The organism is Schleiferia thermophila (assembly GCF_003337435.1).
Taxonomy (GTDB): domain Bacteria; phylum Bacteroidota; class Bacteroidia; order Flavobacteriales; family Schleiferiaceae; genus Schleiferia; species Schleiferia thermophila.
Genome location: NZ_QPJS01000002.1, coordinates 464097 through 487916, shown reverse-complemented (window position 1 = coordinate 487916; position 23820 = coordinate 464097). Strand labels below are relative to the sequence as shown.

Sequence of the window (23820 nt, the reverse complement as noted above, 5' to 3'; positions counted from 1 at the left end):
TGTGAAAATATAGAAGATTCAATGATTATGGGCGTTGGTAGTCTTTATACATTTGCCGGCGTGAACCAGGTTAATCCATCCCACGGCGATTGGTATTTTTATATCTGTGCTGCCGGATTTGTGCTTCTTGCTATCCAAAAGGTGCTGACTGAAAAAAGTATTGGCTTTTATTTCAAGATTTTTTACGAATTTGATCTGGAAAAGGTCCAGGAAGACGTAAACAGAATTCACCTTCAAAATTTTGCAATACTATATTTTAACTATTTGATTACATTCACTATAAGTATTCTTCTTATCTTGAATATTTTCTTCGGAACAGTCGGTTTTGGACTTAATTTTTTCAGCTTTGTGAAATTATTTCTGGGGTTACTCATTTTACTTGTCAGCAAGCACCTGATGCATCAGGTATTTCTATCGCTGTTCACTTCTTCAGTATATGCTTCATTGTTTACTAAAAATTTTGAAATCAGCAATTCATTTATAGGTATATTCCTTTTGCCTTTGCTTTTCATTGGCTATTATACGATGGATAGTGTCTCAGTAATTGTTTGGATTGCACTTGCGTTGAGCACCGTATTTTATTTGTTTAATCTGGCAAAACTTGCCTGGTTTATGGGAAAGTTCTCAAGGTTATCAGCGATGTTTATTTTGATTTACCTTTGCAGCGTCGAAATATTACCTGTCGTCTGGATTACCGCCTGGCTCAGCAATAAGGTGTAGAATTGTAAATATTTACAGCATTGAAAATTAAAAGCATACTCATTTCGCAGCCGGACCCGGGAAATGAACCCTCCCCTTTTAAAGACCTGGCTGAAAAGTACAAAGTAAAAGTTGATTTCAGACCTTTTATCGAAGTAAAGGGAGTAGATATTACTGAGTTTAGGAGATCAAAGATTAACCTGGCAGACTACCAATCGATTATTTTTACCAGCAAGAATGCTGTAGATCATTTTTTCCGCATTGCGGAGGAGTGCAGATATTCCATCCCCGACAACCTGAAGTATTTTTGTGTGACAGAAAGTATAGCGCACTACCTTCAAAAGTACGTCACATATCGCAAGAGAAAAATTTATTTTGGAAAAAACTCAGTGGGGGATTTGCTTCCGATGATGAAGAAGCACAAAGAAGATAAATACCTACTTCCGTCTTCAGATATTCTCAAGCCTGAGATTCCTACCATTCTGGAAGGTGCCAAAATCGATTATAAAAGAGCCATTCTGTACAAAACAGTTTCATCTGACCTGTCGGACTTAAAAGACGTGACCTATGATGTATTGGTGTTCTTTTCTCCACAAGGCATCCAATCACTGTTTGAAAACTTCCCTGATTTTCAGCAAAACGAAAAGAAAATTGCCGGATTTGGAACTACTACCCAGAAAGCAATCCGGGACCGAGGTCTCAGGTTAGACATTCCGGCACCCACACCCGAGCATCCAAGCATGGCTATGGCTCTCGAAGATTTCATTAAAAAAACCAACAAAGGGAAGTAATCGCAACTACTGAAGATGAGCTCTTATGTACGCCTAATCAACCGGGGTAAAATTGCAGAAATCGAATTCTTCAACCCGGCTGGCAACTCACTGCCCTCTGCAATGCTAGAGGATTTGACTTCAAGATTTGAAGATCTTCAGCAGTTATCAGATGTAAGCGTGGTTATCTTGAAAAGCGGAGGAGAAAAAGCTTTTTGCGGAGGAGCCAGTTTTGATGAACTCATTCAAATCAGCAATTTGGAAGAAGGCAAAAAGTTTTTTTCCGGTTTTGCCAAGGTCATAAACGCCATGAGAAAAGCCCCTCAAATCATCATTGGCAGAATACACGGCAAATCAGTAGGTGGTGGAATCGGATTGGCCTGTGCGTGTGACTACACTCTTGGAACCGTACATTCTTCAATAAAATTGTCTGAGCTGGCCGTAGGTATTGGTCCTTTTGTAGTAGGGCCGGCCATTGAACGAAAGGCAGGAAGAGCTGCTTTTGTAGAATTAGCCCTTCAGCCTGCTGAATGGAAATCCGCTCAATGGGCATTTCAGAAAGGTATTTTTCAATATCTGGCTGAATCCATTTCCGAACTGGATCAAAAAATAGACGAACTGGCTGGGCAGCTGGTAGAATACAATCCAGAAGCACTTGCAGAACTCAAAAAAATCTTTTGGCAAAATACCGAAGACTGGGACACCCTATTACTTCAAAGAGCAGAGATAAGCGGAAAGTTGGTATTAAGTGATTTCACGAAAGCATTTATAGTAAAATTCAAAAACAAACAATGAAGAATTTAATCTTAATTGGATTTCTAACAAACCAATTCTTTACTACTTTTGGTCAGCAGATTGAAGATGTTTTCAGAACCGTAGACAAAAAAGGAAGGCCAGAAAATGCGTCGGAGCAATGGCTGATTGATGGACTATACAATCTGTCCATAGCACAGACCACGCTTACTAATTGGGCAGCGGGAGGGAACAACAACTTCAATATAAGTGGGGTACTCAGACAGCGTGCGATTAAGCAATTTAACGGTTGGAATTGGTTTAATCTGCTCGAAGCCAATCTGGGCTACAACTTTCAGGAAAATCTTACCGTAAAAACAGACGACCGCCTCGAGTTTACCACAAGGCTCGACAAAAGTATCGGTGCCTCCAAATGGAATGTTTCCCTTTTTGTAAATTTCAGAACTCAGTTTGCCGATGGATTCAGAGCTCCCACTGATTCCATCCGTATATCTACTTTTATGGCACCGGCATATTTATCTTATGGAATTGGTATGACAAATACTGGTATCAAAGATTTGTCTGTTTACATTTCACCTATTCAGGTAAAACAAACATTTGTGTTGGACGATTCACTCTTTGAGCGCAATCAGTTTTTTGACAAAACCATACCCAACATTACCCAGTTTTCAACCGGAGGCCTTAGAACAGAAATGGGTGCTTTTTTTGAGGCGATCTTCAAAAAAAAGTTACAGGAAAATGTTGAAATATTCTCCAGACTCAATCTCTTCTCCAACTATCTGGACCGACCTCAAAACATTGACGTAAACTGGGATAACATTATTGTGTTTAAAATTTACAAATACCTGTCGGTAAACTTTCAGTTGCAAATGATTTATGATGACGATGTGCTGGTAAAAGACACAAGTGGCGATGGAGTGGCCAATGCACCGGCACTTCAGCTTCGTCAAATTTTAGGCTTGGGTTTTGCATACTCGTTTTCAAACAAAAAATCATCCAATTGATACGGGAAAAACTGAAAAAAAAATGGCTGACCCACGCCATCACCGGGCTGATGCTCAACGGTCTAGGTCTGAGCTTACTCGGAGAGGCCATTCTTCAAAAAAGTACGGGTGAAAGCTTCTTGTGGATTTTTACAGGTACCGTAGCCCTTTCGTTGATAAATGCAGGCATCAGCTACGTAGGTACTGCCGTAAAATACAGGGTGCACTTAGACAATGCCATTGAATACAAAAGGACCAGGAATCGCAAAGGACCCGGGGAGTAAACGGATTGGCCTCAGTCAAATTCTGTTTCTGCCTATTCTGATGAGTGCCATGTTCACAGGTAGCGGGCAGGATTTTTCCCGCTGGATTGAAGCCCGATATGCCGTTGTTTATTCCGATGTTTTACCCACAAATTATGCGGAGTTAACTGCCATTTCTCGAGAGCTTACCGGTCTACTTACCCGGTACTACAAAAACGAATATGCTGCGGGATTTTACAGAAAACACTCCCCTCGCCAGGTTCAGGCCATAGCTTTCTTTAAGGCTCAGCATCGCCAGATCAACGATACAGCGCTGGCTTTGGCCTCGCTGCTCACAGGTTTTTATACACACTATTTGGATAAATATGACCTGGCAGGGCCTTGCAAATTGTCAATTTTAGAAGCCATTGATTGCCAATTGATGCTCGATGCTTTAGTGGACGAAAGGCGAGATCTCATCAAAAGCCTGCTCTGTCTTAGTTTTAAGATTTCGAACCCTCAGTACTTAGACCAGAAACTTCAACAGATAGTGTTTCAAGAAGAAGAAACCAGAGAGGTCCATTACGATGCTTATACAGCTTTTCAATTGGCCTTGAGATATTTTTCGGGAATAGAACCGGGAGCTGTGGCTAAGTCCGAAGTAGATACCGTGGTTTTTCCATACGCATTCTCCTTGGAGCAATGGATAGAGTCCCGGGAAGAGTTGCGAAAGACCGAATTTCTCAATACCTCCCTGAAAACGGATATTGTCCCTGCCCGGTTTCCTCTTCTGGTTCATTTGGCCGTTCATTTGACCAAATCACCTACGCCTGTAGAAAAGAAAATGCCACAGCCATCATCTACAACTCATTCTACAAGATATATTGTGAGGCGCGGTGACACACTGACGGCTATAGCCAGAAAATTTGGCACAACTGTAGAAGCACTTAAATATGCTAACCAGTTGAAATCTGACAGGATAACAGAGGGACAAAGCTTAGTAATACCTCAAAGATAAGAGCTAATACCACCCTCGCCTAATACGTTGTAACACTGCATTAAAATCGGGATTGAATAAAAACCTCACCTTAGGCAAATATCCTGTATTCGCCCCCACCCGTTGCTGCGATGTGAAAACCGGTAAATAGAGCTCTACAAAATCGGTAATAAATGCCAATCGGATTCCTGTACCATACGCCATCCTTCCATCTGCCCAACCAGCATCGGCATACATCCCCAAAAATTTCCAAAATGGAATACTTACATTTATAGAACCCATCCACCTGCTGGCATACACTCCGGTGGCAGCCCTGAAACCTCCATCGGTGATAAACATTTGCTGACTCCATATACCCGCGCTATCGCTCCGGCCATAAAAGAGGTAATCAAAATTGTAGTCGAGCGTGCCCGAGAGTCCAAAGTTGTAAAATGCATTGGCTGAAGGAAGATTATTTTTTAAAAATTGGCCATAGAACAGTCTCAAAATCAGCCATCTTCTGTTAGGAAGCATCCAGCGCTGATCCCATTCGCCAAAAACCTTTACAAATGCCGATGATTTTTCAAAGTTTGCCTTTACTATGGTTGGTTTTAAAATGGATGTATATTCCATTGTGTGGTTAAGGCTAAATACACCATAACTTGCATTGCTGATATCTACCGGAAGATCTTCATAATCGGGAGGTAACTCACGCCTGACGTCTACAAATCGCAGACGAGTAATGTGAAAATACATAGAGCGTGGATTGGACTTTCGCCACCAGAAGCGCACTGTAGGCGACCATCTGGTGAAAGCAAGATCCTGGTCGTAGTGAAAGTATTTGAAATACACGCCCGCCCTAATCATATGAAAAAATCCTGAATGAATGGGATAATTGGCCGTAAAATTTGCTATTCCGGTCAACTTACCGGTGCCGGTTGAAAACTGTGGGCTTATCTGATATTCGTATTTTTTAAGCAGAAGGCCTGAATTGTACACAGAAATTCCCAACAAAATTCTGTCGTAAGCATTAAAGTTGAGCATTGGATACCAGTAGATCTGGTTTTTAAAAGGTTCTTCCAGTCCGGTATAAAATTGGAATTTTACCGGCTCAAGACGTCGTAAAATTCCAGCTGTGCGCATTTGATTGTTGTGGTGATTGATTTCCGGGGTTTCTGCCCGGGCATCGATGATGATTCGATCAAATACTTCAGTGTGAACGGGTATTTTCCTGGTTCCATGATGCCCCTCAAACCATTGAGTGATGAAGATCTCTCCATCCTTAATACCTGAGATAGGAATCGGAGCTTTTATCTGTCCTCGATTTTTTACAGTGATTACCTGGGTATAATTGCATCTTCTTATCTGAAGCAGTTCATAATCAAGAATGGTGTTTTTTGTGTAAAAATCAACTGTAAACCAGTCCAATGGACGATGGTGATTTTCACTTAAGTGCCTGTGAAAAGCTTCCGGAGTGATAATGTGTCCCTGCTCAAATGCTTCATACATGAGCTTATTAAACTTAAACTCACCCAGATATCCCTTCAAGTGAAACAGAGCAGAAACGTATTTGGCTACCCCCGATCCATCCAGATGCAGTCTCGATGAGCGGGCATAATCGTCGTTTAATGGCTGCGATAATCCCTGTCGCTCGGTAAACAGAAATATTAACTGGTTCTGATACCAATACGGAATGCTGTCGAGACCAAATATGCGACCTGGTAATGTATTGGCTAGTGGACCTAGAAGTTTCAGTTCGGGATATTGTGTCTTGAGAAAATCATATTTCAAAAATTCAGACAAACCTTTGTAAAAAATCGGATACTTCCATCGGTTTGTAATAGTCCGGCCTTTCACAAATGACTCCATCCAGATTTCTGCCAATGAGGATGGTAAATACTGGAGATTGGTGGGTATTTTTATGGCTATCCAGTGGCCATTGGGATATATTGCATTTCGTACATCTGTTAGGTCCGCAATTTTTAAATACGGTATTTGCCTAATTTTATAAGTTTCTTTTATATAGTTTCTCAGTTCATCTGCCTTAACGGCCACTTCTGTCATTTTCCCTATATTTGGAATCTGAGCATATATTTCGGTTGAGGGGTTGCTCTTGGTTGGAGGTAGTTTTACCAAATTACTGGAAAGTAAAAAGTTGAAATGATCAAGTTGAGAAGTTGTGACCGACCAGCGAATGTGATCCCCTAAAAATTCTGATTCAACACTACCGGGTGCTATGAGGTTGTATTTATTGTCTGTTTCGATAGTTGCAATGTAATGGGCTGCTGGCAATGAAAGGTACAAGTGCTGATTAAGAGGTGTTAAGATATTCGAATCGATAGGTTGAGGGTAAAAAAACTGAAAGAGTAAATCACCACCCGGGAGTACTGCCGATATAGGAAAGGAATGAGACAATACGCGAATTGTATACGTAAAAGCAACTGTATCGGACGTGCCTTCCACTATACCAAAAACCTCCGAATATGTAGGATGCCTTATAATGCGTGTTACATCCGTAAAAACAGGTAATTCAAATGCTTGTTTGTCTTTAAAGAAATGCAATTCGGGGTTTTGGTATTCATCCTGCTCTCGGGAAAAAAAGGATTTTTTATCGGCCAATGCAGCAGGCATGTAATAGAACCAGAGGGTATCTGCCTTTGGCAGGTTTTTCCAAAGAACGCGAATGTGTGCTGTATTGGATCGATGATCGACTCTTACCGATAAGCTGCACTTTGGGACATCAACCGCATAAACAAGAGAGCTGGTTAAAAGGAAAATAAAAGGCGCTAAGTATTTATTCAAAAAATTCAATAAAAGGGTATTGTAAGCCAAGGAGACTAAGGTCTATACGCGTTCCAAAACAACGGCATATCCCTGACCTACGCCAATGCACATGGTCACAAGGGCGTATCGGGCCCCTGTCAGCGCGAGTTGGAGGGCTGCTGAAAACACAATACGAGCGCCCGTCATGCCGAGGGGATGTCCCAAGGCGATAGCACCGCCGTTGGGGTTGATTCTCGGATCGTCGTCAGCCAGATTCATCTGTCGGGTACAGGCCAAGACTTGTGCAGCGAAAGCTTCATTGATTTCGATGATGTCCATTTGGTCCAGCGTGAGCCCCGCTTTTTTAAGAGCGATTTCAGAGGCTTTTACGGGTCCGATTCCCATAATACGCGGCTCAACGCCGGTGACTCCCATGCTCACTATTCGGGCCATCGGCTCGATGGAATGCGCCTCACAATAGGTTTCTGAAGCTATGAATAGTGCAGCGGCACCATCGTTCAGTCCAGAGGAATTTCCGGCAGTCACAGTGCCATTTTTCCGAAAGGCAGGTTTGAGTGATGCCAGAATTTCCGGAGTGGTATCTGGCTTGATAAATTCATCATCAGTCACATGAAGTGGCTCGCCTTTTTTGCGAGGGATGATCACCGGCGTAATTTCTTTTGCCAAGCGCCCGTTTTTTAGGGCTGCAGCTGCTTTCATCTGGCTGCGGTAGGCAAAGAGATCTTGGTCCTCACGGCTTATACGATACAGTTCAACGAGATTTTCGGCAGTCTCTCCCATGGCTTCGGTTCCATAGAGTTGCTGCATTTTAGGGTTGATAAATCGCCAGCCAAAGGAGCTGTCGTAGAGTTGGCTATCGGTACCATACGCTTTAGTAGGCTTGCTGATTACATATGGGGCCCGGGTCATGTGCTCAATTCCCCCGGCTATTAACAGGCTTGCATCACCCGATTTGATGGCTCTCATGGCATGGACAATGGCTGCCATACCGCTGGCGCAAAGGCGATTGACAGTTTCACCCGGTATGCCCACGGGCAATCCCGCAAGGAGCAATGCCATGCGGGCAATATTTCGGTTGTCTTCCCCTGCCTGATTGGCGCAGCCCATAATTACATCGTCAATGTCAGATGGGTTGATATCGGGTCTTTTTCTTACGATTTCTGCGATGACATGAGCTGCTAGATCGTCGGTTCTTATATCCGCCAGCGCTCCGCCAAATTTTCCGATCGGACTACGTAGTCCATCCAGTATGTATGCCTGATCCATTTTGTTTTGTCTCAAACTAATTCAATTTGTCGGATTTCATTCAGTATTTCATAGACCTCATCGAGAGAGTCAGAAGTCAATAGCCTAATTTTAAGAGGTTTGAAGTTTTGGAGTCCTTTAAAGTAATTGGCATAGTGACTTCTCATTTCGATAAGTCCGAGCCGAGGTCCTTTCCAGCGAATGCTGAATTGGAGGTGCTCCAGACAAGCTTCCACGCGCTCGTCAACTGTAGGGGGTGACAACAACTGGCCTGTTTTCAGATAGTGTTTTACTTCTCTGAAGATAAAAGGATTACCAATAGCTGCTCTGCCAATCATAATGCCATCTACACCATATTTGTTTTTGTATTCAAGAGCTTTTTGCGGAGAGTCAATATCGCCATTTCCAAAGACCGGGATGTGCATTCTGGGGTTTTCCTTCACTTTGGCTATCAGAGTCCAGTCGGCGGCACCTTTGTACATCTGAGTCCTTGTACGCCCGTGAATGGTAAGCGCTTTAATACCGGTATCTTGCAACCGCTCGGCAACTTCCACTATATTTTTGCTGTTTTCGTCCCAGCCAAGGCGGGTTTTAACTGTTACCGGAAGGGATGTACTTTTTACGACGGCCTTGGTAAGTCGCTCCATTAGAGGAATATCTTTGAGTACGGCAGCGCCTGCACCTTTGCACACTACTTTTTTTACCGGGCAGCCAAAATTGATATCTACAAGGTCAGGGCCTGTAGCATCTACTATTTCGGTGGCCATGGCAAGTGCCTCCTCGTCTCCGCCAAATAGCTGAATGCCAATAGGACGTTCGTAATCGAAAATATCGAGTTTTGCCCGGCTTTTAATGGCATGCCGGATCAATCCCTCTGAGCTGATGAATTCGGTATACATCAGATCGGCTCCAAATTTTTTACATACTTTGCGAAACGGCGGATCGCTCACATCTTCCATGGGAGCCAGGAGGATGGGAAATTCAGCTAACTCGATATTTCCGATTTTCACCATTCGATAAACACAATGTGGGCAAAGATAAGATTGTAAAACGGCACCTGCGGCTCAGGGAAATCTACCGTGGAAAAGGTATGCGAAAAGTGCATAGGGTGCGGGGAAATCGCTTGAATTTTTCAGGAGATTCTGATCTAAGTCGGCTGTTAAACTATAAGCAAGCGTTTTTTTGTAATGTATTTTTTGCGCCTGTAACTGATAGTCCCGGTGGGGTGGACCACGGCGACTGACTTCTCTCTAGGCAATGTACGGCTTGTGATGTAATTTTTTTTTTGTGAGGACCTGCTGCATGAATAGAAAGTTATCGCGGGTGCAGGTGAGGGAGAGCTGGATGCTTTGTGCAATCTCATGGAACAGTTTCCAGAGGTCAACAATGGCTACATCCGTCAGAAAATCTTCGCGGCAGGCAGACTCTGCATGATCCGGCTGCCGCTAGCCTTCTGATTGGAGAGCTGTTATCCGCGGAAGCCGAACGGAGCCCGCGGGCGTCTACCAGGGCCATCGGCCGGTGTGGGGTGGGGGCCTGTATCCGGAGAGTGTGCCGGCGGAAGGCAGAAGGCCTGAGGACTGCGCAGAGGGGTGAGAAGTGAAAAATGAAAAATGAAAAGGGAAAAGGGAAAAGGGAAAAGGGAAAAGTGAGGGAGGTGGTTCAGGAGCTTTGAAAGGGCAGGGACGAAATGGAATGGGAAGGTGTGGTCAACGGGGCCAGGAAAGGACCGGAAATGGACGGGAATGCGGAGATTGCCGGGCATGCTGAACTATGCGAACCGGTGGCTTTAACACAGGGAGGTCCGATGCAGTGGCCGATTTGCGGAGGTAAAGAGCAGCCGGAAGAACAGCGCATGCGTGCTATGGAAGCCTGCAGGAAGACGGGGAGGCGGAGGATTGTGAGGCAGCTGAAGGCTGCAACTTCGGGCTGAGGAGCCGGATGGGTCCTTTGCGGGCCGGGATGGGGGCTAGTGCGTGAGGGATGCGGAGGGCGCCCGCAGGGCGGTGCGCAGCGCAGCGAAGCACGGGAGCGAAGCGCACCCCGCAGCAGCCCGACCCCGCGCGGTAAGGCCACCAGGCCGGCGCGCGGGGGCACGCCCTGAATTAAATATGCTGCCGGCAATCAGCGCATTGGCACTTCGATAGCGAGAAGTTCTGTAGCAGGTAAGACGTGAAGGGAGAGGGAGCTGAAATCGGTGACTTCGATGGAATCGCGACGGCTGAGGGTGTGATTTTCCAGCTTTGCGGAGCCTTCTACGGCCATGAGATAAAGTCCGTGACCGGGGATGTGTGGTGTGTAGGATGTATTGGTGGGTTCGGCACCTGATCGGTATATAGAGATAAACGCTTTCTGATGAATCCAAAGGGCTGAGGAGGTGTAGTCTTTTGGACCGACGAGAAGTGTCCAGTGTTCGGGTTTAATTTGGTCGGTGAAGGACTTTTGGTCATAGCGTGGGGCGACATTGTGACGGTCGGGAAATATCCAAATTTGGAAAAGGGTGACCGGCTGGGAATAGGGGTTGATTTCGCTGTGGTAGATGCCTGTGCCGGCACTCATGACCTGCACTTCGCCGGCGTGGACGGTAGCGGTATGGCCCATGCTATCGCGATGGCGAAGTCCTCCCGATGTAGGGATGGTGATGATTTCCATATTGTCGTGGGGGTGCATGCCAAAGCCCATGTTGGCTTCGATGTAGTCGTCGTTAAGTACGCGGAGCATGCCGAAATGGATGCGCCTGGGGTTGTAGTAGTTGGAAAAGCTGAAACTGTAATGAGTTTTTAGCCAGCCCAGGTCGGCGTGGCCACGTTGTTCAGCTTTGAGAAGATTGATGTGCATACGGGTGATATTTTTGTTTTAATTTGAAACAAATGTATATACATTAATCAATAAAGACAATAGAAAAAAGCTATGGTGAAAAGACAAATCACCGCTGGTGCGGTGATTTGCTGCGTTTGTCTGCACTTTACACAGATGAAAAAAGAGGATGGAGGTGTCAATCAGTCGTCGAGGTCGACGCCTATGGTGAGGCTCATAAGGGGCATGTTGGGCAGATTGGCTTGGCTGCGGAAGTAGGAGTTGAATTCATAGGAGGCGGTCGCTGTGAAACCTTTGAATCCGAGTATTGCGCGAGCACCGGCGTAGAGGGGATTGACGTGGTAGCTTGCTTTGGTAATGGTGTTTCGCTCCATGTTGTTAGCGCCGGTGAGGTCGCGCACGTAGGTACTGTTGGCAAACCGCCAGCCACCAAATACACCAAGGCCAAAGTATAGATGACGCGTGTAGCCTCTTCGGGAAGAGAGGACGAAGAGCATAGGTGCTTCCAGGCTCTGGCTGCGCAGGCGGCTACGTGTAGCTGTGGAGTTGGGGTCTATTTGAAATTCTGTACCAGTTGGTGTAACGGCTACCCGAGTGTCTGTGTTGAGACCGAAAGCCGTCCACCGGTACTGAAGCCCGTAAAGGAGACCGGATGGGGAATTGGGTGAAAATCTTCTAAAGCCATGCACCCCTATGGAAAAGGTCCATGAGCGGAGCAGATCGGCGTCCAGTACGGAGTTGTCGCCAAGTTGGTTGATTCCTGTGGAGAAATGGAAAGCAGTAGCTGAGCGATTGCTGCTTTTAGGAAATTTCATGATGGTAACACTGTCTTTTTGAATTTTAAAGCCTGGCATTTCGATGGTGATTTCAGGGGCGTCGTTTGCAGAATGTGGGACACCAACAATGCTTTCGAGCTGACTTAACTCTCTGTCGAGATTTTGGAGTTGGAGGTCGAATTGTTCGAAGTGTTTGTCGAGGGCTTTTTTCCAATTGTTTTTGCTTTTGATGGTGATGCTCATGCTGCTGTCGAGGACAGATTGCAGCCTTGCAATCAGGGAGTCGGATTGTCGCACGACTCTGAGATCCTGATCTGGCAATTCGTGGATGCGATTCAGCATTTTTTCTGACCGAATGGCGAATTTCTGGGCGTTTTGGGTGATGTTTCTTACGATTTCATCCAAATCTTTTTCGCTGATTTTTCGAATGTCTGGCGTGGAAATAGAGATTTTGGTACCATCTACTTCAATTTGAATGTTTACCATGGGGATTGAATCGGTTTTTTGGGTCTGACCCAAAAGTTGTGCACTGGTGAGGACAACGCTGGAAATAAATAATGGAATTAACTTTCTCATCTTTTTGAATTATTGGTTTTTGGATTGGTTTGATTGAAAGCGTTCGGAGAATTGATGTGTGAGGTTTCTGCTGGCATCGGCCAGATTGAAATCGAGAATTTCTCTTTTAACGGTGGTAAAGGTTTGTTCTACTTCGTCAATTAATGGTGAATGAAATTGGAACTTTTGATTGATGACAGGGATGCGGATTGCGATGTTTCGCTGTTTTAGATGCCGGGTAGAGTAATGGTTAATTTGTTCGAAAAGGCCGCTGCTGATAACGTAAATTTCAGACACTGTCTCCGGGATGACTGGTGCAGGGTCCTGGGTGGCCGCCTCTAGGATAGTGGGCTCAAGAGCGACGAGAGCGGTGGTGTCCTCTGGCTGGCGTGAAGGGGCTTCTTCAAGGACACCGGCATCGTTGGGTCTTGTGAAGGATTGCTTCTGTGTGGAAATGTTTGCTAAAGTTGATGATGGTTTTGTTTGTAAGGTATGTGGCCGATTGGTGGGGGAAGAGGTGACTGGAGCGGATGTATCAGAATCGGAATTGAATTCGGAAATCACAAAGTCTGAATCATCACTGGTAAGAGGCGATTGCGACCTTGTGAAGACTGCCTTGAAGACAAGGGCTGTGGTCAGTACTACTGCACATGCAGCGGCTATTCTTACCAGAAGAATGGAATATCGGGTTGGTTTTTTAGTGGCTTTGCGGAGAAAGATTTCTTTGGATTTTTCTGCTGGTTTTAGCTGGTGATTTTGCAGTTTTTCTCTGAAAAGCTGATCAATTCTGTTCATTGGAAATGTTTTTTTGTGAATTGGATTGCAGTTTTTTCTGTAGCAATACTCTGGCTCTGCTCAACTGGGATTTGGAGGTGTTTTCGCTGATGCCGAGCATTTCGGCAATTTCACGATGGCTGTACCCTTCGATGGCAAAAAGGTTAAATACCGTTCGGTAACCCGGAGGAAGCTCAGAAATGAGTTGAAGCAGGTAGTCGGTTTCAAATTCTATTTGCGGCAGGTCAGAATCCTCATCAGCAAGGTAGCTAATGGGCACAATTTTAAAGGTCAATGTTGATTTGAGTAGGTTCAGACAGTGGTTTATGGAGATTCGACGTATCCAAGCTTCCATAGAGGATTCGTTTTTCAGGTCAGCGATGTGTTCGAGTGCTTTGAGCAGAACTTGTATCATGGCATCTTCAGCTTCGTAGGGGTCAGCGAGATAGCGCCTGCAGATGGCCAACACTTTGCCGGAGAACTTGTTGTAAAAATGTTCTTGAGCTTTTCGTTGTCCTTTTTTTAGGTTTTCGAACAGGTCGCTATCAGACATGGTAGTATTTGATATAGGATTTTAATTTCAGAATTCACTAAAAAGACAGTAATATGTTGCGCAAGGTTGCATGGGAGAAAAATTATTTAAACAAAAGGGCGATAAATGGGTACTAGTTGCAAAAAGTTGGGTGTGAAATTTTTCATAAAAGGCCAAAAGGGGTATATTGGGAGGAAAATTGCTATATATTTGCAGCCCGTTTGAGGAGCTTATACAGCAACCGACTCGGTAGCTCAGCAGGTAGAGCACAACACTTTTAATGTTGGGGTCCTGGGTTCGAGCCCCAGCCGAGTCACCAAGACTACGCCCAGGTGTTGAAATTGGTAGCCAAGCCACTTTGAGGGGGTGGTGCCCGTTCGGGCGTGCTGGTTCGAGTCCAGTCCTGGGCACATACATAAGGAACAGACCTCTGCATATTTAACGGCAGAGGTTTTTTTGTTTAAGGTCGGAATGGGCAGAAAATCTGATTGATGCTCGTGACATCTTTAAGTAAAATCGCCATATAATTAAAAATTGTCATTTGTTTAATTGCTGAAAAAAAATATTTTTGCTGCTCATCAACACTTCATTGTCATGCAGGAGAAAGAACACATGGAAAAAGACGAAATTTATTCCAAAGTACTAAGAGCAGGAAGCAGAACTTATTTTTTTGATGTAAGAGCTACTAAGGCGAATGACTACTACCTGACAATCACAGAAAGCAAAAAGCTGACTGACGGTGGAGAAGTTTTTTACAAAAAGCACAAAATTTATTTGTACAAAGAAGACTTTAATGCATTTAAAGATTTGCTGGATGAAATCACCCAATTTATCATCAACGAAAAGGGTGAAGAGGTAATATCGGAGAGGCATGATCCAAATTTTAACAAGGGTAGCTTCACTTCATCCGAAGGAACAAGTCAATCTATAGACTTCAACGATTTGTAAAGAATTACATATTCAATATATTCTTTTAATCGGAATGACCATTAATCAGAATCCTGATAATGGTCATTTTTATTTTGTTAAGGCTGGAAGTTGCTTTACATAAAATTCCATGACGATGAAAAACTATCAGAGTTGGTTTGGTGCTGTCATCATCACAGTGGCTCTTGTACTAGCATGGCTGATCTATGAAAAAATACTTGGAGCCGGCAGCAACTTTGTAGGGGGTGTCAATTCCGGAGAGCCTGTAAAGGGCAATTATCTGGGAGTGATGTACAAGGGCGGACCGCTGGTGGTGGTATTGATTGCCTTTCAAATTATCTTACTGGCCTATGCTGCAGAGCGGTTGCTGACGCTGAGGCGAGCCTATGGCAGGATCAAAACCCAGGCATTTGTGATGCAAGTACGCAATCTGCTCAAACAGGGAAAATGGGTTGAAATGATTGCACTATGCGATGCGCAAAGAGGTTCGCTCGGCAATGTGGTAAAATCGGCACTTTCAGCTTTTAAGACGTGGAGCGATTCTCATCCGGAAGCTTCACAGGCTGAAAAAATAGCCTGGATAGAAACTGAGTTGGAAGAAGCTACGCAACTGGAGATACCCATATTGCAGAAAAATATGGTCGTAATTTCTACACTGGCTCAAATATCTACTCTTATCGGTTTACTGGGCACGGTGACGGGAATGATTATAGCCTTTGCATCAATGGCAAGAGTAGGCGCACCTGATGCCGTGGGACTGGCCAATGGTATTTCGCAGGCACTGGTCACAACTGCACTGGGTATTCCTACGGCTGCTTTAGGAATAGTGCTCTACAATTACCTGGCCAATGAAATTGAGCAAATTATTTACTCAATAGATGAGGTGAATTTCACCATAGCTCAATATTTCAAGCTTCAAAAGGTTTGACTATGGCTATAGAAAAAGCTAGACCACGAATCGTGAAGCTGGATATGAATCCGATGGTGGACATGGCATTTCTGCTGGTAACTTTTTTTATGCTTTCCACATCGTTCAGACTGGAAGAGCCTACAGAAGTTGTACTACCGCCAGCTACGGCGGATGTACCCATGCCTGAGACCAGTGTGATGACCATATACATAAACAGGCAAGGTCAGATATTTTTCGGCATTGATGGCAAATTTTCAAAAAAAGCGCTGCTAAACCACATTGGCCAGCGGTATCAACTTGAATTTACCTCTGAACAGGTAGAAAATTTTGCTTTACTCAGTGGTTTTGGGGTGTCTGTGGCTGAATTACCAAAACTGCTCAGTGACAAAGAGCGAATGAGGGTATATCCAATGAAAGGTATACCTGTCGATAGCCTTTCCAATGAACTTTCGGACTGGATAGTGTATTCGCGTGTGGTAAATCCTGCCATCCGGGTGGCTGTAAAAGCTGACAAAGGAACCGAATACAAGTACATCAGACGAGTAATCAACACTTTGCTGGAAAATAAAATACTGAGGTTCAATCTGTTGACCGAAAAACTACCATCTAAAAACAAGCAATGAAACAGACAACCTCCAAAAAAGCTGAAAGGTGGAGAAAAAAGCTGACGGGTTCCGGAGTAGACCTGGATATGAATCCCATGGTGGATATGGCTTTTTTGCTGCTGACCTTTTTTATGCTTACTACCACTCTGACGCGCCCTTTTGCTCTGGAGCTGATCATGCCGGCTGAGGAAGATGCCACAGCTGACCAGGAGAAACCGGCCATCAAAGCATCGAGGGTTTTGGTATTGATTCCCTATCGTTCTGACACGGTGCTCTACTATCAAGGGCTACCTGATACTGACCTTAAAGTGCTCCATATGGCTAATGCTGTCGCAGCAGAGGATTTTTTTGAACGCTTTAAATCTTCTGTATCCGATCCTGTTGTTTTTGTAAAGCCTACCGATGACGCTCCTTATGAAATAGTGGTAACGACCATTGACCAGCTGAATAACCAGGAGCTCAATCGTTATGCGCTTGACCAACTCAACGAAGCAGAAGTACATCTAATCAGAAGGTATGAAGGAACCAGAAGATCGTGAGCTTTGGTCTCAATGGCTCTATCACGGAAAGAACAAATCATACGGCAGCTATGTGGAGCGCCGAAAAATTGCATACAGGGAGTGGGCTGGTCTGCTGATTTCCAGCACCCTTGTATTGTTGGTATATGGCACTCCTCTGCTTATATATCGCTACTATGAGCGGATGGAAAAAAATAAAATTGAAGTGGAACAATTTACGGTAGTGTCGTATTCACAACTAATGCAGCCTCCTCCAATTGAAATGATCAATCAGCCACAGCAACTGATTGAAAAAACAACAGAAGTAAGTACTATAAAATTTGTAAAACCTGAGGTAAAAAAAGACGAAGAAGTAGCCGAAGAAGTTTATATGCCTACGCAAGAAGAGTTTCATCAAGCAAATCCCGGGACTGAAACTGTACAAGGTATCGATAGCGTGGTGATCGAGCAGGTAAATGTGAAGGTACAAGAGGAACCCCAGGATGTCTTGTTTGCCGTGGTAGAGGTAAAGCCCGAGTTTCCAGGCGGAAAAGAAGCGTTGATGAGGTATCTGGCATCTTCTCTAAAATACCCCCAACTAGCCCGGGAACTCAATATACAGGGGGTAGTGATTGTGCAGTTTACAGTGGACTTCACCGGTCGCATCCGGGATGTGGAGGTCGCGCGGGGCATAGGAGGTGGGTGCGACGAGGAGGCTGTGCGTGTGATACAGAATATGCCTGCCTGGACTCCCGGCCGTCAGAACAACAGACCAGTAAATGTGCGCTATGCCTTGCCCATCCGCTTTGCAATACAGGACTATTGATTTACGGGTCTGGCAGGAATACCTACTACTGTAGTGTCTGGTGCTACGTCTCGGGTTACAACTGCTCCTGCTCCTATCTTAGCCCTGTCACCGATATGCACTCCATTGAGTACTACGGCTCCTGTTCCAATCATCACTTCAGTTCCTACAACTACTTGTCCTGAAATGTGAACGCCCGGCATTAGACTGCAGAAATCTCCAATCACTGCATCATGACCGATGGTACAATTGAGGTTGATAAGCACATGGCACCCAATCAGGATATCGGTGGTGAGCACCGTACCCGGGCAAATCACTGTACCTTTTCCTATCTCTATTCCCTGACGGTCGATTGCCTGTGCCAATGGATGCACCAGTACAGGGTACTCTGGACGAAATGCTGAAAAGCGCCTTTCGAGCATATTTTTCAGGGAGGGACTGCCAACTGAAAGCAATAAAGCATACGTATGATTGAGGGATAGCTCCAACGGATTCAACACCGGAAAATCTCGATGTATCGAAGTCAGCGGGTGATCGTCGAGAAAGCCTGCGAAATCATAATGAGTATGTACATCGGGGGTTGTAAGTACATATTGGAAAATTTCTTTTCCAAGTCCGCCGGCTCCAAATATGTATAGTGGTTTTCTCATTTAGTGAACCATCTGAACTGCAAATAAATTTAATGCAGTGGAAAATACACAGCAGAAGTTGTGAAGCATCTTAAATTACCCACTGAACTGATAACTTAGGACTGGCTGATGAGTCTACTTTGAAGAGGACTGATTTGTTTTAAGTGTCTGTACGGGAATGGACGGATGTTTTTACTGTTTTAGCGAGTGTAATATTCAGCGGTGTTCAAGAGAAGGGTTATCGGAGGTTATGTGGATGGAGGTTGGCTTTACGTGTTCAATGTAGTGATTACGAGTATTCGTTTTATGGGTTTGCCAACTATCAATACCATGATGAATAATATAGTGATGGGGGTATCGACAAGTAGCGATTGATTAGATTTCGGCGAAGGTTGCTTATGTAGTACTTATCTGTGGGATTTTTTGTGGTATTTCAGGATGATTGAATGTAGGGGACAATTGTTCAGATTGATTTTTCAGCAGCTTTTTGCTGAATGGATTGGTTGGGTGATGTAGTGCAGGGATTGTCGGAGAGGATTCTCTTGAGGGATTTTAGGATGTGATGATTTTTGGACGGGATACGAAAGTCCTTCCAAAAAAAGGTGTGAGGAAGAAAGCCCGGATGGTGGTGAGGAGTCCTTTTGATGGGGTTGTTTTGTGTGAGGTAATTTGCATTGGTGGTGCTGGTTGAGGAATGGATTTTATGGTTTGCAAATTTTAGTATGGTATGATGTGTATAATGCTTTGGCCGGAGAATGGGAGAGGCCTCGGCGGTGGGAATGCGCCAGGGCGGAGGCGGATATGAGCTGCAGCGGGCGGGCTATGTGGCACACGGGCGAGGAGGCGGAGCGGGAGCGAGCCACCGCAGCCCGATGTGCCACGCCCGATCCGCAAAGGGAATAGGAGCCGCAGACCGGCCCCCGGCCGATGGACTACAGCGGCCGGGGGAGGCGCCCAATTGAATAAATTTCAAGATTTGATAATAAGCTCCAGGATTTGGTGACCACAGAGGGTGCCGGTCAGATGCATACCGGGTGCCACCGGGCCGACGCCTGCGGGTGTACCGGTGAAGATGAGGTCGCCTTTTTTGAGGGTAAAGTAGCGGCTGATGTGGGCGATGAGTTGGTCGATGGAGTGCAGCATGTGAGCTGAGTGGCCGGATTGGCGTAGCTGGCCGTTGATATGGAGCTGGAAGTCGAGCTGGTCGGTGGGTGGGAGTTGTTCTTTAGGGATAAATTTTCCTATGACAGCGGCTCCGTCGAAGCCTTTGGCTTTTTCCCAGGGGAGGCCTTTGGCTTTGAGTTGGTTTTGGAGGTCGCGTGCGGTAAAGTCGATGCCAAGTGTGATGGTAGAGTAGTAGGTATGGGCGAATTCGGGGGCGATGTGCTTGCCTACACGGTCGATGCGGACGACGATTTCGCATTCGTAGTGGAGGTCGGTGGTGAAGGTGGGGATATAGTAGTACCGGTGGGGATAGATGGCGCTGTCGGGTTTGATGAAGAGTACGGGTTCGGCGGGGACTTCGTTGCCGAGTTCGCGGGCGTGGTCGGCATAGTTGCGTCCTACGCAGACGATTTTCATTTTTGGTTGATTTTGCTGAGTCTGTAGGCTGTGAGGACTTTTTTGGTATACAGGGGGAATTCGGCATTGAGTATCCAGGAGTAGTAGCCGGGGTCGCGTTCGAAGACTTCTTCGAGGGTTTGCCCTTTGTATTTGCCGAAGTTGAATGTTTCTTTTCCGTCGGCGTTGTAGATGATGAAACCGGCGAGGTCGGCGTTTTGGTTTTTGGTGGAGAACTGGCTCAGGAATCCGATATCGTTTTGGAGCTCTTGGTAGCGCTGGAGCTGTGCTTTGAGAATTTCGTACGTGGCGGTGACGTCGGCTTCGGCGGAGTGGGCGTTTTCGAGCTCGCGATTGCAGTAGAAGCGATAGGCCGCTGCGAGGTTTCGGGGTTCCATGCGGTGGAAGATGTTTTGGACATCGACGAAGCGTCTTTTGGACAGGTCGAAGTCTATGCCTGCACGGAGCATTTCTTCGGCGAGCATGGGGATGTCAAATTTGTTGGAGTTGTAGCCCGCCAGATCGGCATTGCCGAGAAAGTGGTTGATTTCGCCGGCTACGTCTTTAAAGCTGGGTTTGTCGGAGACCATTTCGTCGGTGATGCCGTGAATTTTTGAGACTTCAGGAGGGATGGGGATGCCGGGATTGACCAGCCAGGTGCGCAGATGGGTGGATTGGTCAGGCATGACCTTGAGAATGGAGATTTCGATGATGCGATCGCGTATGTAATGGGTGCCGGTGGTTTCCAGGTCGAAAAAGGCCAAAGGTTTATGGAGGGATAATTGCATTTGGGGGTGAGATTAGAATTCGCGGTTGATGTCGAACTGCTCCAGGTAATCGGCAACTCTGCGTACAAAGCTGCCTCCCAGTGCTCCATCCACTACGCGATGGTCATAAGAATGTGAGAGAAACATCATATGGCGTATGGCGATGACGTCGCCCTGTGGGGTTTCGAGTACGGCGGGTTTCTTGCGGATGGCGCCTACGGCCATGATGGCTACCTGGGGTTGATTGATGACGGGTGTGCCGAGAACATTGCCGAACGTGCCCACATTGCTGATGGTATAGGTGCCTCCTTTGATGTCGTCGGGTTTGAGTTGGTTGTTTCGTGCGCGGTTGGCCAGGTCGTTTACGATGCGTGCGAGTCCGACGAGGTTGTATTGGTCGGCATTTTTTATGACGGGGACTATGAGGTTGCCGCTGGGCAGTGCAGTGGCCATGCCAATATTGATGTCGCGATGGCGGATGATTTTGTAACCGTCGACGGAAATGTTAATCATCGGAAAGTCCTTTATGGCTCTGACGATGGCCTCAATGAAGATAGGGGTAAAGGTGAGTTTTTCGCCGGTTTTCTTTTCGAAATCTTTTTTGACGCGCTCGCGCCACAGGACGATGTTGGTGACGTCTGCTTCTACGAAACTGGTGACGTGTGGTGCTACATGCTTGCTCATGACCATATGGTCGGCGATGAGTCGGCGCATGCGGTCCATTTCAATGATTTCGTCGCCCGGCATGGGTTCGATGACGGGCGGCTTGATGGCGGGCATGGCTGAGGCCGCGGGTGCTGAGGCAGCATAAGTTGCCTGGGCTTGCTGAGTGGCGGATGATGCTGAGACGGCAGCCTGCTCCGGAGTGGCAGTAGCTGGGGCTGCGGATTTACGTGTCTTTAGGTAGGAGAGAATGTCGTTTTTGGTGACGCGTCCTTCGGCTCCGGTGCCGGGTATGCTGTCGAGCTCGGCCTGGGAAATTCCTTCATGTGCAGCAATGGAGCGCACGAGAGGCGAATAAAATCTGCCTGCGGTTGATTTAATGGCCGAAGGAGCTTCGGTGGTCTCTATAGCTTTCTGGACAAATTCTTCGGCTGCTGCAGCCGGCTCTGGTTGAGGTGTTGGAGCGGTGGAAGCGGCTGCTGTGGTCTGGTCCTGAGCCTGCGTATCGATAAGGGCTATCGGCTGACCTACTTTGACGACGTCGTTTTCGTTGAAGAGTTTTTTGACGAGGATGCCTTCCACGGGTGAGGGTACTTCACTATCGACTTTGTCGGTTGCGATTTCGAGGACTGCTTCTTCCAGCTCGATGCGGTCACCTTCATTTTTCAGCCATTTAATGATGGTGGCTTCGGCCACGCTTTCTCCCATTTTGGGCATTACTAATTCGAAATGAGCCATACTTTCCCGTGGTTAACTGATTAATTGGGTGCGAAAATACAAAGTCGGGGGCTTTGGAGTTGTTAATCGAATGTTGAGTGGTGAACTATGATTTACTGATCGGTATCAGGATCGTATTCATACTCTTCCTGGTCGGGAGAGGTTATTTCAGGGAAGTATTTCACACTTTCGTCGGGGGGGAGTAATTCTACGTTTCTGAGTTTAGAGGAGATGGCTCTTGATCTTTTGCCTGCTACTTCGTCAATTTGATTGAGACCTGTCTGGATGTTTTTGCGGGCTTTATTGAGCAGATCGCCGAATTTTTCGAATTCAGTTTTTACGGCTCCGAGGAGTTTCCACACTTCGCTGCTTCGCTTTTGAATGGCAAGAGTGCGGAATCCTATTTGCAGGCTATTGAGCAGGGCTGCGAAGGTGGTGGGGCCGGAGATGATGACTTTGTGCTTGTCTCTGATTTGATCAACCAGGGCGCTGCGCCGGATGACCTCTGCGTAGATGCTTTCGAAGGGGAGGAAGAGGATCGCAAAATCAGTGGTGTTTGGCGGATAGATGTATTTTTCGCTGATGTCGCTGGCCATTTTCCGAATGGTATTTTCGAGGTTTCGGGAGGCGACTTCGATTTCATCGGGGTTTCCGCTTTCGTAAGCCGTAAGGAGCCTTTCAAAAGTTTCTTTGGGGAATTTGGCGTCGATTGGCAGATAGATGAAGCTACCATCGTCCTCGCTCTTGCCTGGTAATTTTATGGCAAATTCCACGGGTTCTGAGCTGCCGGGTTTGGTGCGGACATTTTTTTCGTATTGGGAGGGAGCCAGGATGTTTTCGAGCAACATGGCGAGCTGTACCTCCCCTACTCCGCCTCGGAGCTTTACGTTGCTGAGCACCTTTTTAAGCCCGCCCACATCGGCAGCGAGGCTTTGCATTTCGCCGAGGCCTTTTTGTACTTCGAGCAACTGCTTACCGACGGTTTCGAAGCTTTGCCCGAGTCTGTCGCTAAGGGTTTTATCGAGTTTTTCTTCTACGGTCTGGCGGATGGTTTCGAGTTTTTTTTCGGTGCTTTGCACGAGTTCGTTTTGTCGAGATTCGAGTTGAGCGAATTTTTCGCGCTGTACGTCATTGAAGGAGCGAACGTTTTTATCGAATACTTCCTGAAACTCTTTGAACGAATTGGTGAGCGCTTCTCTGAATTGCTGATTGTCTGATTTAGCCTGCTGGTTCAGCTGCTGGAGATTGGTCTCTACTTTGGAGCTGATTTTTTCGAGCTGCTGCTGCATGGTAAGGGTGAGTTCTGTGAGCTTGTTTTTTTGCTCATCGCCGAAGATTCGGAGAGTTTCTTTGATTTCGTTTCTGTTTTCGCTATGAGCTTTGTGGGTGGCCTGGGTGAGGGTTTCTATTTTTTCGAAGAGGGTTTTGTTGATATCTGTAAGGCTTTGAGCAGTCAGGTCTCGTATGTCTTTGAGGACTTCCTGAAGTTCGGATTTGAATCCGCGTATGCTTTCGGAGAGTTCTTTACGGTTGTCGGTTAGCGCGTTGGTGAGTTCAAGGCGCTGGCTTGAGAGGTCTTCTTTTAAGGACTTTTCGAGGCGTGTCAGGTTGTTTTCGAGGATCAGAAGCTTGTCGCCGAGGTTTTTCAAGACGGATTCAGCGACTGATTCAGTTGGTTTTTTGATCAGAGAAATGATGGCCAATACGACCAGCACGATGAGGAGAGCGATTTCTATGGATAAAGTCATGTCGATACCTGGTATGTTTGAGTAGTGGTAAATTGTAGTTTTCCGGAAAAAATTTTTCTTCACGAAAAAAAGCCGGATAGGTGCTT

23 protein-coding genes and 2 tRNA genes are annotated in these 23820 nt (G+C 46.1%); 13 read left to right on the top strand and 12 right to left on the bottom strand.

The window, feature by feature from the left end:
• The first annotated feature begins 27 nt into the window (after positions 1 to 27).
• Genes DES35_RS07300 through DES35_RS11630 form a run of 6 tightly spaced genes read left to right on the top strand, consistent with a single transcriptional unit; the run spans position 28 to position 4465 of the window.
• The gene (locus DES35_RS07300) at positions 28 to 720 is read left to right on the top strand and encodes a DUF4271 domain-containing protein (RefSeq protein ID WP_211306545.1); all 693 of its coding nucleotides are present in this window, start codon (positions 28 to 30) and stop codon (positions 718 to 720) included.
• 20 nt (positions 721 to 740) lie between these two features.
• The gene (locus DES35_RS07295; RefSeq protein WP_037357522.1) at positions 741 to 1490 is read left to right on the top strand and encodes a uroporphyrinogen-III synthase; all 750 of its coding nucleotides are present in this window, start codon (positions 741 to 743) and stop codon (positions 1488 to 1490) included.
• Positions 1491 to 1505: 15 nt separating this feature from the next.
• Positions 1506 to 2264 carry an enoyl-CoA hydratase/isomerase family protein gene (locus DES35_RS07290; RefSeq protein ID WP_037357520.1) on the top strand — a complete coding sequence of 253 codons (759 nt, stop codon included), beginning with the start codon at positions 1506 to 1508 and terminating at the stop codon, positions 2262 to 2264.
• A complete protein-coding gene (locus DES35_RS07285; RefSeq protein ID WP_037357518.1) occupies positions 2261 to 3226 on the top strand; it encodes a DUF3078 domain-containing protein in 966 nt (321 codons plus the stop codon). Before DES35_RS07290 ends, DES35_RS07285 begins: the two co-directional genes overlap by 4 nt.
• On the top strand, positions 3223 to 3489 hold the full coding sequence (locus DES35_RS07280) for a hypothetical protein (RefSeq protein ID WP_037357516.1): 267 nt from the start codon (positions 3223 to 3225) through the stop codon (positions 3487 to 3489). Before DES35_RS07285 ends, DES35_RS07280 begins: the two co-directional genes overlap by 4 nt.
• Positions 3490 to 3529: 40 nt before the next feature.
• Positions 3530 to 4465, top strand: a complete 936-nt coding sequence (locus DES35_RS11630) for a LysM peptidoglycan-binding domain-containing protein (protein WP_211306544.1) — start codon at positions 3530 to 3532, stop codon at positions 4463 to 4465.
• Positions 4466 to 4468: 3 nt separating this feature from the next.
• Here the strand turns inward: DES35_RS11630 and DES35_RS07270 are convergent, their stop codons facing one another.
• The 7 genes from DES35_RS07270 to DES35_RS07230 form a co-directional block, all read right to left on the bottom strand.
• The gene (locus DES35_RS07270) at positions 4469 to 7225 is read right to left on the bottom strand and encodes a hypothetical protein (RefSeq protein WP_125039420.1); all 2757 of its coding nucleotides are present in this window, start codon (positions 7223 to 7225) and stop codon (positions 4469 to 4471) included.
• A gap of 42 nt (positions 7226 to 7267) precedes the next feature.
• Complete coding sequence (locus tag DES35_RS07265; RefSeq protein ID WP_114366258.1) at positions 7268 to 8473, bottom strand: 3-oxoadipyl-CoA thiolase; 1206 nt, start codon at positions 8471 to 8473, stop codon at positions 7268 to 7270.
• A gap of 11 nt (positions 8474 to 8484) precedes the next feature.
• Positions 8485 to 9465, bottom strand: coding sequence for a tRNA dihydrouridine synthase DusB (dusB, locus tag DES35_RS07260; protein WP_114366234.1), 981 nt, complete (start codon positions 9463 to 9465; stop codon positions 8485 to 8487).
• Between the two features lie 1111 nt (positions 9466 to 10576).
• Positions 10577 to 11290, bottom strand: a complete 714-nt coding sequence (locus tag DES35_RS07245) for a pirin family protein (RefSeq protein ID WP_114366233.1) — start codon at positions 11288 to 11290, stop codon at positions 10577 to 10579.
• 161 nt (positions 11291 to 11451) lie between these two features.
• Entirely contained in the window at positions 11452 to 12621 is a 1170-nt protein-coding gene (locus DES35_RS07240; RefSeq protein WP_125039419.1) for a hypothetical protein, read from the bottom strand.
• Positions 12622 to 12630: 9 nt separating this feature from the next.
• Positions 12631 to 13395 carry a hypothetical protein gene (locus DES35_RS07235; protein WP_114366231.1) on the bottom strand — a complete coding sequence of 255 codons (765 nt, stop codon included), beginning with the start codon at positions 13393 to 13395 and terminating at the stop codon, positions 12631 to 12633.
• Positions 13382 to 13927: an RNA polymerase sigma factor gene (locus DES35_RS07230; protein WP_114366230.1), complete on the bottom strand. Its 546-nt coding sequence runs from the start codon at positions 13925 to 13927 to the stop codon at positions 13382 to 13384. The genes DES35_RS07235 and DES35_RS07230 overlap by 14 nt, the downstream gene beginning before the upstream one ends.
• Positions 13928 to 14149: 222 nt before the next feature.
• Here DES35_RS07230 and DES35_RS07225 point away from each other — a divergent pair.
• From DES35_RS07225 to DES35_RS07195, 7 genes are all read left to right on the top strand, one after another.
• A tRNA-Lys gene (locus tag DES35_RS07225) sits at positions 14150 to 14225 on the top strand.
• Positions 14226 to 14232: 7 nt separating this feature from the next.
• A tRNA-Leu gene (locus DES35_RS07220) sits at positions 14233 to 14316 on the top strand.
• Between the two features lie 184 nt (positions 14317 to 14500).
• Positions 14501 to 14854, top strand: a complete 354-nt coding sequence (locus tag DES35_RS07215) for a PUR family DNA/RNA-binding protein (protein ID WP_037357636.1) — start codon at positions 14501 to 14503, stop codon at positions 14852 to 14854.
• Positions 14855 to 14969: 115 nt separating this feature from the next.
• Positions 14970 to 15761 carry a MotA/TolQ/ExbB proton channel family protein gene (locus DES35_RS07210; protein WP_170125721.1) on the top strand — a complete coding sequence of 264 codons (792 nt, stop codon included), beginning with the start codon at positions 14970 to 14972 and terminating at the stop codon, positions 15759 to 15761.
• Between the two features lie 2 nt (positions 15762 to 15763).
• Positions 15764 to 16366 carry an ExbD/TolR family protein gene (locus DES35_RS07205; RefSeq protein ID WP_114366228.1) on the top strand — a complete coding sequence of 201 codons (603 nt, stop codon included), beginning with the start codon at positions 15764 to 15766 and terminating at the stop codon, positions 16364 to 16366.
• The gene (locus DES35_RS07200; RefSeq protein WP_114366227.1) at positions 16363 to 16887 is read left to right on the top strand and encodes a biopolymer transporter ExbD; all 525 of its coding nucleotides are present in this window, start codon (positions 16363 to 16365) and stop codon (positions 16885 to 16887) included. Before DES35_RS07205 ends, DES35_RS07200 begins: the two co-directional genes overlap by 4 nt.
• Positions 16865 to 17671, top strand: a complete 807-nt coding sequence (locus DES35_RS07195) for an energy transducer TonB (RefSeq protein WP_114366226.1) — start codon at positions 16865 to 16867, stop codon at positions 17669 to 17671. Before DES35_RS07200 ends, DES35_RS07195 begins: the two co-directional genes overlap by 23 nt.
• Here DES35_RS07195 and DES35_RS07190 read toward each other — a convergent pair.
• The 5 genes from DES35_RS07190 to rmuC form a co-directional block, all read right to left on the bottom strand.
• Entirely contained in the window at positions 17665 to 18300 is a 636-nt protein-coding gene (locus tag DES35_RS07190; RefSeq protein WP_114366225.1) for an acetyltransferase, read from the bottom strand. The genes DES35_RS07195 and DES35_RS07190 overlap by 7 nt on opposite strands.
• Before the next feature lie 948 nt (positions 18301 to 19248).
• Positions 19249 to 19860 carry a fumarylacetoacetate hydrolase family protein gene (locus DES35_RS07180; protein WP_114366223.1) on the bottom strand — a complete coding sequence of 204 codons (612 nt, stop codon included), beginning with the start codon at positions 19858 to 19860 and terminating at the stop codon, positions 19249 to 19251.
• Positions 19857 to 20627 carry a 3'-5' exonuclease gene (locus DES35_RS07175; protein WP_114366222.1) on the bottom strand — a complete coding sequence of 257 codons (771 nt, stop codon included), beginning with the start codon at positions 20625 to 20627 and terminating at the stop codon, positions 19857 to 19859. Before DES35_RS07175 ends, DES35_RS07180 begins: the two co-directional genes overlap by 4 nt.
• 12 nt (positions 20628 to 20639) lie before the next feature.
• On the bottom strand, positions 20640 to 22007 hold the full coding sequence (locus DES35_RS07170) for a dihydrolipoamide acetyltransferase family protein (RefSeq protein WP_114366221.1): 1368 nt from the start codon (positions 22005 to 22007) through the stop codon (positions 20640 to 20642).
• Between the two features lie 92 nt (positions 22008 to 22099).
• Entirely contained in the window at positions 22100 to 23797 is a 1698-nt protein-coding gene (rmuC, locus tag DES35_RS07165; RefSeq protein WP_244906331.1) for a DNA recombination protein RmuC, read from the bottom strand.
• Positions 23798 to 23820 lie beyond the last annotated feature (23 nt).